The sequence below is a fragment of the Bizionia sp. genome, assembly GCF_048259285.1.
GTDB classification, from domain to species: Bacteria; Bacteroidota; Bacteroidia; order Flavobacteriales; family Flavobacteriaceae; genus Algorimicrobium; species Algorimicrobium hallyeonense.
The window spans coordinates 1-14,986 of sequence record NZ_JBLXHU010000013.1 but is presented as its reverse complement, the minus strand read 5'-3'; the positions used below and the strand labels follow the sequence as shown (position 1 = coordinate 14,986).

The 14,986-nt window shown below is 35.7% G+C and carries 14 protein-coding genes; 5 read left to right on the top strand and 9 right to left on the bottom strand.

Features of this window, described 5'->3' with window-relative positions; translation table 11 throughout:
- Positions 1-18: 18 nt before the first annotated feature.
- The 4 genes from yajC to ACN0QX_RS08120 form a co-directional block, all read right to left on the bottom strand.
- Complete coding sequence (gene yajC, locus ACN0QX_RS08135; RefSeq protein WP_248395067.1) at positions 19-312, bottom strand: preprotein translocase subunit YajC; 294 nt, start codon at positions 310-312, stop codon at positions 19-21.
- Between the two features lie 8 nt (positions 313-320).
- Positions 321-902 (bottom strand): DUF1573 domain-containing protein, encoded by a 582-nt coding sequence (locus ACN0QX_RS08130; protein ID WP_248395068.1) that lies wholly within the window; start codon positions 900-902, stop codon positions 321-323.
- A 49-nt stretch (positions 903-951) separates the two neighbouring features.
- Positions 952-1,896 carry a transcription antitermination factor NusB gene (gene nusB / locus ACN0QX_RS08125; RefSeq protein WP_248395069.1) on the bottom strand — a complete coding sequence of 315 codons (945 nt, stop codon included), beginning with the start codon at positions 1,894-1,896 and terminating at the stop codon, positions 952-954.
- A gap of 76 nt (positions 1,897-1,972) precedes the next feature.
- Complete coding sequence (locus ACN0QX_RS08120) at positions 1,973-3,076, bottom strand: Glu/Leu/Phe/Val family dehydrogenase (RefSeq protein ID WP_248395070.1); 1,104 nt, start codon at positions 3,074-3,076, stop codon at positions 1,973-1,975.
- Between the two features lie 143 nt (positions 3,077-3,219).
- On the opposite strand from ACN0QX_RS08120, the gene ACN0QX_RS08115 reads away from it, so the two are divergent.
- Together ACN0QX_RS08115 and ACN0QX_RS08110 are read left to right on the top strand one after the other, a co-directional pair.
- Positions 3,220-4,977, top strand: a complete 1,758-nt coding sequence (locus ACN0QX_RS08115; protein ID WP_248395071.1) for an ABC transporter ATP-binding protein — start codon at positions 3,220-3,222, stop codon at positions 4,975-4,977.
- Positions 4,978-5,140: 163 nt separating this feature from the next.
- Positions 5,141-5,527 carry a PUR family DNA/RNA-binding protein gene (locus ACN0QX_RS08110; RefSeq protein ID WP_417196243.1) on the top strand — a complete coding sequence of 129 codons (387 nt, stop codon included), beginning with the start codon at positions 5,141-5,143 and terminating at the stop codon, positions 5,525-5,527.
- Between the two features lie 55 nt (positions 5,528-5,582).
- Here ACN0QX_RS08110 and ACN0QX_RS08105 read toward each other — a convergent pair whose 3' ends face one another.
- Both ACN0QX_RS08105 and ACN0QX_RS08100 read right to left on the bottom strand, forming a co-directional pair.
- Positions 5,583-6,614, bottom strand: coding sequence for a lysophospholipid acyltransferase family protein (locus tag ACN0QX_RS08105; RefSeq protein WP_417196241.1), 1,032 nt, complete (start codon positions 6,612-6,614; stop codon positions 5,583-5,585).
- On the bottom strand, positions 6,611-7,525 hold the full coding sequence (locus tag ACN0QX_RS08100; RefSeq protein ID WP_417196239.1) for a bile acid:sodium symporter family protein: 915 nt from the start codon (positions 7,523-7,525) through the stop codon (positions 6,611-6,613). Before ACN0QX_RS08100 ends, ACN0QX_RS08105 begins: the two co-directional genes overlap by 4 nt.
- Before the next feature lie 526 nt (positions 7,526-8,051).
- On the opposite strand from ACN0QX_RS08100, the gene ACN0QX_RS08095 reads away from it, so the two are divergent.
- Positions 8,052-8,609 carry a thioredoxin family protein gene (locus tag ACN0QX_RS08095; RefSeq protein ID WP_248395075.1) on the top strand — a complete coding sequence of 186 codons (558 nt, stop codon included), beginning with the start codon at positions 8,052-8,054 and terminating at the stop codon, positions 8,607-8,609.
- 16 nt (positions 8,610-8,625) lie between these two features.
- Here ACN0QX_RS08095 and ACN0QX_RS08090 read toward each other — a convergent pair whose 3' ends face one another.
- The 3 genes from ACN0QX_RS08090 to ACN0QX_RS08080 form a co-directional block, all read right to left on the bottom strand.
- Positions 8,626-9,330: a tetratricopeptide repeat protein gene (locus ACN0QX_RS08090; protein WP_417196236.1), complete on the bottom strand. Its 705-nt coding sequence runs from the start codon at positions 9,328-9,330 to the stop codon at positions 8,626-8,628.
- A 112-nt stretch (positions 9,331-9,442) separates the two neighbouring features.
- A complete protein-coding gene (locus ACN0QX_RS08085) occupies positions 9,443-10,375 on the bottom strand; it encodes a peptidylprolyl isomerase (RefSeq protein ID WP_417196326.1) in 933 nt (310 codons plus the stop codon).
- A 192-nt stretch (positions 10,376-10,567) separates the two neighbouring features.
- A complete protein-coding gene (locus tag ACN0QX_RS08080; RefSeq protein WP_248395077.1) occupies positions 10,568-12,769 on the bottom strand; it encodes an ATP-dependent DNA helicase RecQ in 2,202 nt (733 codons plus the stop codon).
- Between the two features lie 256 nt (positions 12,770-13,025).
- Between ACN0QX_RS08080 and ACN0QX_RS08075 the strand changes: the two genes are divergently transcribed.
- Both ACN0QX_RS08075 and tatC read left to right on the top strand, forming a co-directional pair.
- Positions 13,026-13,943 carry a KpsF/GutQ family sugar-phosphate isomerase gene (locus ACN0QX_RS08075; protein ID WP_371922436.1) on the top strand — a complete coding sequence of 306 codons (918 nt, stop codon included), beginning with the start codon at positions 13,026-13,028 and terminating at the stop codon, positions 13,941-13,943.
- Complete coding sequence (gene tatC / locus ACN0QX_RS08070; protein ID WP_376860353.1) at positions 13,943-14,776, top strand: twin-arginine translocase subunit TatC; 834 nt, start codon at positions 13,943-13,945, stop codon at positions 14,774-14,776. The genes ACN0QX_RS08075 and tatC overlap by 1 nt, the downstream gene beginning before the upstream one ends.
- Positions 14,777-14,986: the final 210 nt, after the last annotated feature.

Sequence of the window (14,986 nt, the reverse complement as noted above, 5' to 3'; positions counted from 1 at the left end):
TTTTTAAACTTGTAATATTTATTTCACTTTCTCTGGTTCATTGAGTTTTTTACTCATTTCCATAGAAATTGCCGAGCGATCAAATTTTATTTTACCAGCAAGCGTTTCAATAATACAGCTGGCGTCTTTATCATTAAAGTCAACAACTTTACCATGCATACCACTTTTGGTAATAACGCGATCACCTTTTTTTAATTCGGCTGCGAATTTTTTTTCTTGTTTTGCACGTTTCATTTGCGGTGCTATCATGAAGAAATACACGACAACAAACATCAAAATAAACGGTAAAAACGTACTTAAACTTTCTCCCATCTGATTAATTAATCGTGGTTATGGCCTTCATGACCTGGTTGTGTACTGTACTTTCTAGGTGCAGCTTGTTGGTTTGGAACAGCTCCTGCTGGCATTTGACCTTGGTTCGTTACCGCTGGTGCCGTTGCTCTAGCAGGTGCATTAGGGTCTGGCTTAACAAATGCCGAAACTTTAACTGTTTCTTTACCCATTTCTGTGTTAGCCGTTATAGTTACCGTTTTAGTAACTTTATTTGCGCCTGTACCATCAAAAATAACGGTAAATTCGCCGCTTTCACCTGGTGCTAATGGCTCTCTACTCCAATCTTTTGGTACTGTACAACCACATGAACTCTTAATATCTGTAATTACTAATGGGGCATTACCAGTATTTTCATATTTGAAAACAGTTTCCACTTTAGATTTTGCTTCAATTTCACCAAAATCATGTTCTGTTTTGTCAAAAGATAAAACCGGGAAATTAGAAGCTTGAGCATCTCTATCAGCTGCTTCGGCTACATTGGTGTCATCAATTTTTTTTGTCGCATCATCCTTACAAGATGTAAACGCGATTAAGCAAAATGCGCTTAATCCTAAAAGTACTTTTTTCATAATAATAATAATTTTTTGTTCGGGCTGTAAATGTAAGAATTATTTCTTACTACATCAACCCACGTCCTATTTTATTTAAGGTATCAGATTCTGCGTATTCTTTTACCAACTTATCTAAGATACCATTAATAAACACACTACTTTTTGGTGTTGAATATTCTTTAGCAATTTCCAAATATTCATTAATGGTTACTTTCACGGGAATTGATGGAAAATTGGTTAACTCACATATTGCCATTTGCAGTAAAACCGTATCTATATTAGCAATACGATCTGCATCCCAATTTTGAGTTTTTTGTGCTATCGTGTCATTTAAACCATTCTGTTTTAAAATGGTTTTCTTAAACAACTCTAAAGCATAGGCTCTATCATCTTCGTCTTTAAACAAGTCTGGTAAAAAGAATGTATCTGGAGAACTTGGTTTTACTTTACGCAATAATTTTAAAAGCGCGGTATTTACAACAGGCAAATCGTCTGTCCATGTTAAACTTTGATCTTCCAAATAATCATAAAGCTTATCATTGGGCGCAATGATTTCCTTAAACAACGCTACAATAAAATTTTTGTCTTCCGCAAAAGAGGAGGTTCGTGTTTGCATGTATTCTGCATACAAATCCGATGCTAGCATGTTTTTAAAAATAACATCTACATACTCGCTATCCAACTCCCAATTGGTAACCTTATGATCTTCAAAAGCATCGGCCAAACGGATATTATTTTTTAAGGCCAATAACAATTCGTTATTACTAAACTTTTTGTTGGGATCTTTATCGGCTGAAGTTGCTAATTGTTTTTGCTGCGTTTTCATCACGTAAGCTTCCGATCGTTCTTGCAACTTTATTAATAAGGATAACTGCAATAAATACAGGTTATACATGTTTTCAATACTGCGTAATAAAAATGTCTGATCGGCTTTAAAATCGCCACCTTCTCCACCTTTATAGGCATAGATGGTTTGCATAACTTTTATACGAATATGTCTTCTGTTTAGCATACTTCCAAAGAACTTTAAATTTAAAGAGGCGAAAGTAGTCCTTTCGCCTCGCAAAAATAATATTTATTTAATCGAATTACTTCGAATTCTCATTTTTTCTTGCATCAATTCTAGCTTGTGCAATATTTAGCGCGGCTGTATTGGTAGTCACCTTATTTTTATCCGCATTGTTTAATATTTCCAATGTTGTATTGTAAATATTTTCAGTTTTACGCATAATTTCTTTACGGTCGTAACCTTCCAATTCTGCATAAACATTAATAATACCGCCCGCATTAATTAAAAAATCTGGAGCCCAAACAATACCACGTTCTTGTAAAATTTTACCGTGTTTCTGCTCCACGGCTAATTGATTATTGGCAGCACCTGCTATAACCTGTGCTTTTATTTTTTGAACCGTATCGTCATTAATAGTTGCTCCTAAGGCACATGGCGCATAAATATCCATAGGTTCTGAATAAATATCCTTACCTCCATAAATGGACACACCATACTTACTGCGTACTTCTTCCAAGCGTTCTTGACTAATATCAGAAATAGTTACATTGGCACCTTCATCTACTAAATGTTCTACTAATGCTTCCCCCACATTTCCAATGCCTTGAACAAATACCGATTTACCTTCTAAAACATCACTTCCAAATTTGTATTTAGCCGCAGCTTTCATACCCATAAATACGCCATAAGCGGTTATAGGGGAAGGGTTTCCCGCACCTCCAAGAGATTCTGAAATACCAGTAACATAAGGTGTCACTTCGCGAACCGTATCCATGTCTGCTGTAGTCATTCCCACATCTTCTGCTGTAATATAACGTCCACTTAAAGAATGTACAAACTCACCAAATTTACGCATCAATTCTGGCGTTTTTTGGGTTTTGGCATCGCCAATAATAACCGCTTTTCCACCACCAAGGTTTAAACCGGTTATAGCAGACTTAAAAGTCATACCTCTTGAAAGCCTCAACACATCATTTAAAGCCTCCCATTCATTTTCATAATTCCACATTCTAGTACCACCTAAAGCAGGTCCTAAAACGGTATTATGAATTCCAATTATTGCTTTTAAACCTGTATCTTTGTCGTTGCAAAAAACAACTTGCTCGTGATTATCGAATGAGTGTTGACCAAAAACAGGATCAATCTTATGTAATTCATTCGCATTAACAACGTCTGTTACCATAGTAATTATAGTTTAATGTTATTTGTGTTTTATTATATCTGTAAAAACAACGTGCAAAATTAAGGGAATATTAATGTTTAAACAACATAATTAATAGTAAAATACGAATTTGTTAAAAACTTTATGCAAACGCAAATCAATTAATGAAAGAATTAAAGCATTTAAATAAATACTTCTTAAAATATAAAGGGAAAGTTATTATTGGCATTATTATTACCATAGTATCTAAAATATTTTTACTCTTTACGCCGGAACTAATTGGATCGTCAATTGATGTGGTGGACGACTTTAGAAAAGGCCTAATTACAGATGTGGATATTGTAAAGCAAAAACTCCTTATCAATATTGCTTACATTATTGGTGCTGCCATTATAACCGGTGTATTGACCTTTTTTATGCGCCAGACCATTATTAATGTGTCCCGCTATATTGAATTCGATTTAAAGAATGAAATTTACCAGCAATACCAACGGCTTTCTTTAAATTTTTATAAAAAGAACCGAACGGGCGATTTAATGAACCGCATTAGCGAGGATGTTAATAGTGTTAGAATGTACGCAGGCCCAGCAATTATGTACAGTATTAACACCTTTACGCTTTTTGTTATTGCTATATTTTTCATGTACCGCCAGGCGCCTACTCTAACCTTATACACCATTATTCCGCTGCCTATTTTATCAATTATCATTTATAAATTGAGTAAAAAAATCCATAAACGCAGTACCATTGTACAGCAGTATTTATCTAAATTATCATCCTTTACGCAAGAAACATTTAGCGGAATTGCTATTATAAAATCCTACGGCATGGAGTCACAAGCATCCATGAATTTTGATGAGTTAGCTACGGAAAGTCGCGAGAAACAATTGGATTTAGTGCGAATTAATGCCTTTTTCTTCCCCATGATGATTTTATTAATTGGCTTAAGTAACCTTATCGTTATTTACGTTGGTGGCTTGCAATACATTGCGGGAGAAATTAGCCTTGGTGTTATTACCAAATTCATTATTTATGTCAATATGTTAACATGGCCCGTAGCTACGGTAGGTTGGGTAACATCCATTGTTCAAACGGCTGAAGCATCGCAAAACCGAATTAATGAGTTTTTAAAAATTTCACCTGAAATTCAAAACAAAGCGCTGCAGGCATCAGAAATTAAAGGAGATATCCTATTCAAAAACGTATCCTTCACCTATGATGACACCAATATTCAAGCCTTAAAAGACGTATCGTTTACCTTAAAAGCAGGTGAAACATTAGCTATAATAGGAAAAACAGGCTCTGGAAAATCAACCATATTGGATTTAATTGGGCGCTTATATGATATTAAAAGCGGCGAACTTCTCATTGATGGTGAACCCATAGACCGCGTAAACCTTGATGATCTTCGGGATGCTATTGGCTATGTACCCCAAGATGCGTTTTTGTTTTCAGATACTATTAACAACAATATCAAGTTTGGTAGAGAGGATGCCACGGACGAACAGGTCATTCAAGCAGCTAAATACGCTCAAGTCCATAAAAATATTATCAGTTTTTCTAAAGGGTATGAAACGGTTTTAGGCGAACGCGGTATTACGCTTTCAGGTGGACAAAAACAACGCGTTTCCATTGCAAGAGCTATAATTAAAGACCCACAGATTTTATTGTTTGACGATTGTTTATCTGCGGTTGATACAGAAACAGAAGAGAAAATCCTTAATAATCTAAAGAAACTTACCTCAGGCAAAACAACCATAATAGTGAGCCACCGCATTTCCGCAGCTAAAAATGCGGATAAAATAATTATTTTAGATGCGGGTAAAATCGTTCAAGCCGGCACGCATGAAGCCTTAATAGAAACGGATGGTTACTATAAAAACTTATATGAAAAACAATTAAGTGAGGCTACCAACTCCTAGGCAAAAAAACCATAAAACGCGCGTTTTTAACAATGTCATCCTTAATTACTTAAATGCGTTTTAACGAGATACATAAAAGAAAATTCATAATTTGTTGGTTGGTATCTGATTTTTTTAGATTTTTGAAGAACTTATAATTTGTGTTTCTATAATATATATGACTATGGATAATAATGGAATGATGGAGAAAGAAGAGATTTTCTCAAAAGTATTACGAGCTGGAAGACGAACGTATTTTTTTGATGTAAGATCTACAAAAGCAGGCGATTATTACCTTACCATTACCGAGAGCAAAAAATTTACAAACGATGACGGCTCTTACCACTACAAAAAGCATAAAATTTATTTATACAAGGAAGACTTTTCGGAATTTAATACCATTCTAAAAGAAATGACTAATTATATCATCAACGAAAAAGGCGATGAAGTGATTAGTGAGCGTCACCAAAAAGATTTTAAGAAGGAAGAATACACCACTGGAACCGAAACGACAGATGAAATACCAAAATCTGCAGAAAGGTTTACAGATATAGATTTTGATGATATTTAATTATCTACCATCGCACACATATATAAAAAACCACTTTTTAGTGGTTTTTTTATATTTACAATTTAACGGCTAAAAGAGATATCAATAAAGATAAGCTTACATAAATCAATGCCACCTGGAAGCCCATACCAACCGCAAGTATAACGGCCACCACAGAAAGCCACAAAGGCACTAAACTGATAGCCAAACCAAACCGAAAGGTGGCTACAAACTCAACTTCTTTAATTTTGGGTTCTGCAAGAAATTTCCAAATAACATAAGGACCAAGCAACAGGACAATCATAAAAAACTTAAAAAATGCCTTCAGCATTTTAGGCTGTTGGGTTCTTTTAAAAGAACATTTCTTAAAATTGGAATTCAAACACCTATTAACGGCTTCGGGGTTTAGAAAGTCGGCGTTAACGGCCTGTAGTCTGCTTAAGGATTCTGTGTACGTATCCGCGGGTATATGTGTTGTTAATTGGGTAATAGCCTGCCAAACATCATGTTTCAATCGCAGTGCTTCCGAAGTCCGTTCTGATTCTAAATAAGCTTTAGCTGAAATTTCGGCACCAAAATAAACCGCTACACTATCGGAAAACGCATCCGCTTGTTCATAATTTAATCCTATGGGAATCAGCTTTAAATCGGTTGATGGAAACCGGGTTAATGTTTCAAAAACAATCCGTGTAAACCCTTTACTTAATGGTCTCAAGGTTCGGTTTATATGATGATTCCCTTCTGGAAACAATGCAACCGCTTCGCCTTGAGACAAACACTTGCTGCAATTTGCAAAAACGGCTGTATTATTGGTAACCGTATGCCATCCATCGCGAACGCGATAAACAGGAATCATATTCAAACTCCGTAAAAGTGCATTAATCATCGGTTTTTTAAAAACACTAGCACGTGTTAGAAAATAGGAAAACCTACCAGATTGGGTGGCAATTAACAAGGCATCCATAAGCGCGTTGTTATGATTGGAAACAAATAGAAGGGGTTCCTGTAACGGTACGCGTTCGCGATATTTTACATGAATGCGCCTGTAATAAAAAAACAGCCCAAGGCCAATATAAAAACGAACACTATGTAACCAGATGTTTTTCAAACGGCTTGAGCTTTAGTTACTAATTTAGACGACCAAAAATAGGAGAGTAATAATCCGGAAACAATATGCCAAATCCCCCAAAATGCCGCCATAATAGCCATACCGCCTAGTCCATTAAAAAAGGTAAATATCAGTAATAATCCAATCCCTGAATTTTGAATCCCAGTTTCTATGGTCAATGTTTTCTGATTTTCATAAGAGAGTTTAAAAGCACGTGCTATTAAAAAGCCTAATAAAAAAGCGAGTATATTATGACTGATACCAAGTACTAAAACATGATGTATAAATTCAGAAAAAACATCCAAATTATTCAGGAGGGCAACAATAACGATGCCCACAAATACGATTATGGAAAATGGTTTTAACCAATGTGCCAAACGGACGGCAATTTTGGGGAACTGATACCGAACTAACATCCCACAAATTAGAGGAATCCCTAAAATTAGTAACACAATTTCAACCATATCAAACGGATTTAACGAGACATCCTGCAATAAAGCTGCAGTTGGCTGATATAAATGGCCATATAATTCAAAATTAAAGGGCGTCATAATGATAGCTATAAAAGTGGAAAAAGCGGTCAAACTTACTGAAAGCGCTGTGTTTCCGCCCGCCAAATGCGTCATAAAGTTGGATATATTTCCACCAGGACAAGCGGCCACCATCATCATACCCAAGGCTATACTTGGTTGCGGATTCACCAAAACTATAAAGGCATAAGTTAACATGGGTAATAAAACAAATTGGGAAAGCAATCCAATTAAAACAACTTTAGGTGCTTTAATCAAGGCTTTAAAATCTGCCATTGAAATTCCTAGTGCCACGCCGAACATGACAACAGCAAGCGCCACGTTTAGAATCCACAAATTATTGGAATCAAAATGAATTTGAACTCGGTCAAGTTCCTGCATGAAAAAAAAAAGCGTTAGTTAGTAGGCTAATTAGAGTTGTAATATGATAGTAAAATTTTAAAATAGCAAATCAAATTCCAATAAATTGAATAAGCCTTATCCTTGATTGAATTTAGTTTTGACCTAAACATTTTATTTATAACAGTATACCCTCTGTGCTTCTTGATAATTCTAAAACACGTGTGATGATAATTACGTTAAAGACTCCTATTTACGGCCTATCGAAGATTTATCGTGAAATTTGCAATGAAGATGCCGATAAATTTTAGGCTGCCTACCTGCCGGCAGGCAGTTTTGTTTCTTTTTTAGGCAAAGCAAATCAAAAGTTCATAAACACCTAAATTTAAAATAAACAAGAATGGTAAATAATAAAGAAAGACTTTAACACCTGTGAGTGTTCAATACATAAAAAATTACTTGAGAAGGAATTGATTATAATCATTAGAAGAATAAATTACATGTCAACAAATTGGGCGTAAGTCAAATATTACTTAACTTTATTCCATTAAAAATAAATTAATATTATATGGCGCAAACAGCTTCAAACATGCTTCCTTTAGGTACTAAAGCTAAAAGTTTCAATTTAAAGGACACCGTTTCGAATGAGATGGTAACACTAGAAAGTGCTAAGGGTGTTCATGGAACGGTAATCATGTTTATTTGCAACCATTGTCCATACGTTACTCATGTGAATGCTGAGCTTGTAAAATTAGCAAAGACATACAAAAGTAAAGGTATCAACTTTATTGCTATTTCTAGTAATGATGTGGAAAACTACCCCCAAGATGCACCAGATAAAATGGCGCAACACGCCATAAATGAAGGGTATATTTTTCCGTATTTATTTGATCAAACACAAGAGGTAGCTAAAGCCTATCAGGCTGCTTGCACACCAGATTTGTTTGTGTTTGATAGAGATTTAGAACTCACCTATCGCGGTCAGTTGGACGATTCCCGTCCGGGAAACAATATCCCAGTAACAGGATCAGATTTACGCCATGCTTTGGATTGTATTATTGATAATAAAGAAAATAATAGAATCCAAAAACCGAGTATGGGTTGCAATATTAAATGGAAAAAGTAATTCGTATTTTCAATTCTTAATCCGTCACTTTCAATGCATAAGCCGAAACATATTTCTTGGCGCGTTTGTTACTAGGATTTAATTCAAGTGCTTTTTTATAATGCGTAAATGCTAATAGGCTGTCACCTTGGGTTAAATAGCCATCCGCCAAACTATCATAAGCATAATCACTATCAGGATGCAACGCCGTATTCAGTTTAAAAACAGCAATGGCATCACCATATTTTTTATCCCTCAAAAATTCATAGCCCATACTATTAAAGTCACGCTCGTTTATAAATACCGAAACAGAGTCTTGTTTTCTAATGGCTAGAAAACCTTGAAGTGCGGCCTCATAATTTTTATTTGCTAAATGCATAGACGGCGTATTAAAAGTATCAGGCACTTTTTTATAGGCATACCTAATAGAATCACCCTCGTTTTCTGGAATAATAGCCAAATAGGAAGTTTTGGTACTTGGGTGTTTCAAAAATTGCAATTTCTGATACATATCAGGTACAAAAAAAGTGTATTCATCCAGGGCAACCGGTTTAATTTCGGCCCCTCGCCAATTTAAAAACAAATGATTATTTTTATAAAAAACGTCAATAACAGCATCGGGATGGTATAAATACCGACCCGAAGTCTCTGCCTTTATAGCATCTGTATACTGGATACTGTTTGAACAGCTAATAACAAAAACAACAATGAAAACGGATAGATAGGTATATGCTAACTTCATAAAATTATATTTTTTGTGGTGATTGCTAAAATTTAAGCAAAAAAAAGTCCCATTAAAAATGAGACGTTTTTTTGACTATTTGTTACAGTGTAAATCCGTTTTCTTCTAAAAATTATTTAACGTTAACCAATTCTACATCAAAAATTAAGGTGGCATCGCCTGGAATAACACCTCCAGCACCACGGGCACCATATCCTAAATGACTTGGAATAACCAATCGAGCCTTATCACCTACTTGCAATAAGCAAATACCTTCATCCCAACCCGCAATAACTTGACCAACGCCAACTTGAAATTCTAACGGTTCCTTACGCTTGTATGATGAATCGAAAACCGTTCCATCCGCCAACTGACCTTTATAATGTACTGATACCGTTTGACCTTTTTTTGCTTGTGCACCGCTTCCTTTTTGAAGGATTTGATAACGCAAACCACTTTCTGTTTTGTCAAAACCAGCGGCTAATGTATCTAATTCTGCTTCACTTGCTGCTTTTTCTTCAGCCAAGCGCTTTTCGCGAGAACCTTCAAACGTTCTAAAAGCTTCAACGGCATTAAATTTTTCAGCATCTTCTCCAATACGTATAATTTCTAATGCATCAAGCGTATCACTTTGCGCAATAGCATCAACCACATCTTGTCCTTCCACTACCTTTCCAAAAACGGTATGATTACCGTCTAACCAAGGTGTTTCAACATGAGTAATAAAAAACTGACTCCCATTAGTTCCTGGACCGGCATTCGCCATCGATAAAATTCCCGGTGCATCATGCTTTAAATCCGGATGAAATTCATCGTCAAATTTATAACCTGGATTTCCTGTTCCAGTTCCTTGTGGACAACCACCTTGAATCATGAAATCTGGAATAACACGGTGAAATTTTAAACCATCATAATAAGGTGTGCCTTGTTTTTTAGCAGAATTCTCTAAATTTCCTTCAGCCAAAGCAACAAAGTTACCCACGGTTCCTGGTGTTTTTTTATATTCTAAAGCAACTAAAATGTCACCTTTATTAGTGTGAAATTTTGCGTATAATCCGTCTTGCATCATATTGTTTTTTTAATGAGGTGCAAAGATATGAAATTGAACTTAAAGTAAAATTGAAATCCAAGTGGAACTTGAAGCTAAAGGCAAAATAAGAACCTAGCAATGAAGAGCCTTTTGAAATATAATCCTTAAACCATCCTCAACTGCCAACACAGAAACCCTTGCCTGCCTGCCGAGGGAAGGAACTTGAACCTAATTCGCCACCTCACTAATAAACTTAATACGGTATAAACGCAATTCTTCATCGTCATAATCCCCATCAAATTCATCTATAGCAACATCTATTTTATCCGTATCGGCTTCCATGAAATAATCATGAATTTCTTCTTGCTGATCTTCATCCAAAATATCCTGAATCCAATAATTAATATTCAATTTAGTTCCAGAGAAAACTATAGCCTCCATTTCCTTGATAAATTCGCTCATAGACATTCCTTTTGCCGATGCAATATCGTCAAGCGGTAGCTTTCTGTCTATATTTTGAATAATGTATAGCTTGAGTGCCGAATTCATGCCTGTCGATTTCACAATCATATCATCCGGTCGCACAATATCATTCTCCTCCACATAGCGTGTAATTAAATCCACAAAGTCTTTACCATACTTTTTAGCTTTCCCATCTCCTACACCATGTACATGGCTCATTTCTTCAATAGAAATTGGATATTTTAAAGCCATATCTTCTAATGATGGGTCTTGGAAAATAACAAATGGCGGCACCCCTAAACGTTTGGCATTTCGTTTTCTTAAATCTTTAAGCATGTTCATCAATGTCACATCGGCAACGGCTCCACCACCTTTAGAGGCGGTAATAATGGCGTCATCTACTTCGGCATTAAATAAGTGATCTTCCGTCATCATAAACGACTTCGGATTTTCCAGATAGGCCAAACCTGCTGGCGTTAATTTTATAACACCATAGGTTTCAATATCTTTTTTAAGCAAACCAGCAACTAATACTTGGCGTGTTAAAGCCATCCAATATTTATCACTTTCCGAACTACCCAGCCCAAAAAATGGCTGCTCGTTGGTTTTATGAGAAATAATTAAGGCATTTTCTTTACCTATTATAACTTGTACTAAATCTTTAGATTTATATTTTTCATTCGTTTTGGAAACGGTTTCTAGCAGTAAAACAACATTCTTCTTGGCTTCATGCTGCTTTTTAGGATGACGCATATTATCATCCATATCAGCACCGTCGCCAGTTTCAGAATCAAATGCTTCACCAAAATAATGAAGAATAAATTTTCGTCTGGATATAGATGTTTCGGCATAAGCAACCACTTCCTGAAGCAAGGCATGACCTATTTCCTGTTCAGCAACAGGCTTGCCTGACATAAATTTCTCTAACTTTTCAATATCTTTATAGGCGTAGAATGCTAAACAATAGCCTTCGCCGCCATCACGACCAGCACGACCCGTTTCTTGGTAATAACTTTCTATACTCTTCGGTATATCATGGTGTATTACAAAACGGACATCCGGCTTGTCAATGCCCATGCCAAAAGCAATGGTTGCAACCACAACATCCGCATCTTCCATGAGAAACATATCTTGATGGCTGGCCCGCGTTTTAGCATCCAATCCCGCGTGATACGGCACAGCTTTAATACCATTTACTTGCAGGGTCTGGGCTAGTTCTTCTACACGCTTGCGACTTAAGCAATATACAATTCCCGACTTTCCTTCGTATTTCTTTACAAAGCGAATAATATCCGCATCCACATTTTTGGTTTTTGGGCGGACTTCGTAATACAAATTAGGTCTATTAAAGGATGCTTGAAAGGTCATAGCATCATGAATTCCCAAATTTTTAAGAATATCTTCTTGAACCTTTGGTGTGGCCGTAGCTGTTAAGCCAATAATTGGAATGTTATCGCCTATACGTTCAATAATACTTTTTAAATTTCGGTATTCCGGTCGGAAATCATGACCCCATTCACTAATACAATGGGCTTCATCAACGGCCATAAACGAGATTTTTACAGATCGTAAAAACTCAACGTTTTCCTCTTTAGTAAGCGATTCAGGTGCTACATATAGCAACTTGGTTATGCCGGCTGTTATATCGTGTTTAACTTGTTTTATTTCGGTTTTATTCAAAGACGAATTTAAAACGTGGGCAACACCATGGTGATCAGAAACACCACGAATAGCATCTACTTGATTTTTCATTAAAGCAATTAAAGGAGACACGACTATGGCAGTACCCTCTTGCATCAACGCTGGCAACTGGTAACATAATGATTTTCCGCCACCCGTTGGCATGATTACAAATGTATCTTTACCCGATAAAAGACTTTTTATTACTGGTTCTTGCAAGCCTTTAAATGCACTAAATCCAAAATAGGTTTTTAATGCGCTGTGCAAGTCATTTTCATTTACAGACATGTATCGTTTTTAAAATTTTATTTTCCCTCATTTAAAACGCACTGTATTGAATTTTGCTATTAATTAATTACGAGTGCATTTACAGAACTCTCATAATTATTTTTGTTAGCTTTGCAACATTCAAAAACCAACAAATTAATTATTTAGTTTGAATAACTTTAAAGATAATAAAATCTTTAAAAGCATCAACCCAAAAAAATAATAAATTTTGAAAACTCAAAATACCATTTTAGACACTGCCAAACAGACTATTAACATGGAAAGTCAGGCCATTGCTAACTTGTCTTCCTTAATAGATACCGATTTTTCGGATGCTGTTACATGTATATTTAATTCTAAAGGCCGTGTTATTATTACCGGTATTGGTAAAAGTGCTATAATTGCGACTAAAATTGTAGCCACGTTAAACTCAACTGGAACACCTGCCGTTTTTATGCATGCAGCCGATGCCATTCATGGCGATTTAGGTTTAATTCTTGAAGACGATGTGGTTATTTGTATTTCAAAAAGCGGAAATACACCAGAAATTAAGGTGCTGGTGCCATTTATTAGACGTGCAAAAAATAAAATGATTGCCATTACAGGTAATCGCGATTCGTTCCTAGCAAAAAACTCGGACTTCCTACTCAATACCTTTGTAGAAAAAGAAGCTTGCCCTAATAATTTAGCACCAACAACAAGTACCACGGCACAATTGGTTATGGGTGATGCTTTGGCGGTTTGCTTATTAGAACTTCGCGGATTTACCAGCAACGATTTTGCCAAATACCATCCCGGTGGTGCATTGGGTAAAAAATTGTATTTACGGGTGAGCGATATGAGCGACGTAAATGAAAAACCACAAGTAAATCCAAACACCAATATTAAGGAGGTTATTATTGAAATTTCTGAAAAAATGTTAGGTGTTACAGCCGTTGTAGACAACCATAAAGTTGTGGGTATTATTACCGATGGCGATTTAAGGCGCATGCTGACAAAATCCAACGACTTTAGCAATTTAACCGCTAAAGATATTATGGGTCCAAACCCAAAAAGTATTGATGCAAATGCCATGGCTGTGGATGCCAAAGAATTGATGGAATCCTATGGTATTACCCAATTATTAGTTGAAAAAAATGGCCAATATGCGGGCATCGTTCATATTCATGACTTAATAAAAGAAGGCATTATATAATGGCAAAAAAGAGTATCAATGAGATGTCCTTTTTGGACCATCTGGAAGATTTAAGATGGCATTTAATTCGTGCAACATTTGCTATTTTAATAGCAGGATCTTTCGCTTTTTTATTATCCGACTTCATTTTTGAAACCATTATTTTCGGCCCAAAAAGAATGAGCTTCCCCACCTATCAGTGGCTGTGTAAAGCATCTCAATTTATAGGCATTGAAACCACCTTTTGCCTTGAAGAGTTTCCATTCCGTATTCAAAACAGAACCATGGCAGGCCAATTTTCTGCACACATCTGGACCTCTATTTATGCCGGATTAATTATAGCATTTCCCTATGTGGTATACCAATTCTGGAAATTTATTAGCCCAGGGCTAAACCCAAATGAACGTAAACATTCACGCGGTTTTATTATCGTTACCTCAATCCTGTTTTTTATTGGTGTCCTATTTGGTTACTATATTGTTACACCCTTATCTATTAATTTTTTAGGAACCTATACGGTGAGTAGTGAAATTTCAAATGAAATAGATTTGAGCTCATATATTGCTTTAGTACGATCGTCATCCCTAGCCTCCGGACTCGTGTTTGAACTCCCTATTGTAATTTATTTTTTAACTAAAATCGGACTTGTAACGCCGCAAATTCTAAAAAAATACCGCAAGTTTGCCTTGGTAATTGTCTTAATTATTTCGGCCATTATTACGCCTCCGGATATTGCGAGTCAAGTTATTGTGGCTATTCCTATTTTGCTATTATACCAAATTAGTATTTATATTTCCAAAATAGTGGTTAGAAATCAAGCCAGACAAGCTAAAAAAGATTTAAAGAAGAAATAAATTGTAAACCGAAAAAGCGTTAAACTTTATTTAAATGGATTGCATTCGTTTTATTAAAGTCACAATAGTTAAACATGATGTTATCTTTCTTTAAACTCTAAATCGGCCTATCGAAAATTTATCGTGAAATTTGACATAATAACAACGTGAAATTTTAGGCTGTTTGAGCAGTCAATTTTTTAAAATCGAGCAAAATTTTGTTAGCGAGTT

Coding starts and splice junctions, on each gene's coding strand:
- yajC (WP_248395067.1), bottom strand. CDS start 312: ATGGGAGAAAGTTTAAGTACGTTTTTACCGTTTATTTTGATGTTTGTT.
- ACN0QX_RS08130 (WP_248395068.1), bottom strand. CDS start 902: ATGAAAAAAGTACTTTTAGGATTAAGCGCATTTTGCTTAATCGCGTTT.
- nusB (WP_248395069.1), bottom strand. CDS start 1,896: ATGCTAAACAGAAGACATATTCGTATAAAAGTTATGCAAACCATCTAT.
- ACN0QX_RS08120 (WP_248395070.1), bottom strand. CDS start 3,076: ATGGTAACAGACGTTGTTAATGCGAATGAATTACATAAGATTGATCCT.
- ACN0QX_RS08115 (WP_248395071.1), top strand. CDS start 3,220: ATGAAAGAATTAAAGCATTTAAATAAATACTTCTTAAAATATAAAGGG.
- ACN0QX_RS08110 (WP_417196243.1), top strand. CDS start 5,141: ATGGATAATAATGGAATGATGGAGAAAGAAGAGATTTTCTCAAAAGTA.
- ACN0QX_RS08100 (WP_417196239.1), bottom strand. CDS start 7,525: ATGCAGGAACTTGACCGAGTTCAAATTCATTTTGATTCCAATAATTTG.
- ACN0QX_RS08095 (WP_248395075.1), top strand. CDS start 8,052: ATGGCGCAAACAGCTTCAAACATGCTTCCTTTAGGTACTAAAGCTAAA.
- ACN0QX_RS08090 (WP_417196236.1), bottom strand. CDS start 9,330: ATGAAGTTAGCATATACCTATCTATCCGTTTTCATTGTTGTTTTTGTT.
- ACN0QX_RS08085 (WP_417196326.1), bottom strand. CDS start 10,375: ATGCAAGACGGATTATACGCAAAATTTCACACTAATAAAGGTGACATT.
- ACN0QX_RS08080 (WP_248395077.1), bottom strand. CDS start 12,769: ATGTCTGTAAATGAAAATGACTTGCACAGCGCATTAAAAACCTATTTT.
- ACN0QX_RS08075 (WP_371922436.1), top strand. CDS start 13,026: ATGGAAAGTCAGGCCATTGCTAACTTGTCTTCCTTAATAGATACCGAT.
- tatC (WP_376860353.1), top strand. CDS start 13,943: ATGGCAAAAAAGAGTATCAATGAGATGTCCTTTTTGGACCATCTGGAA.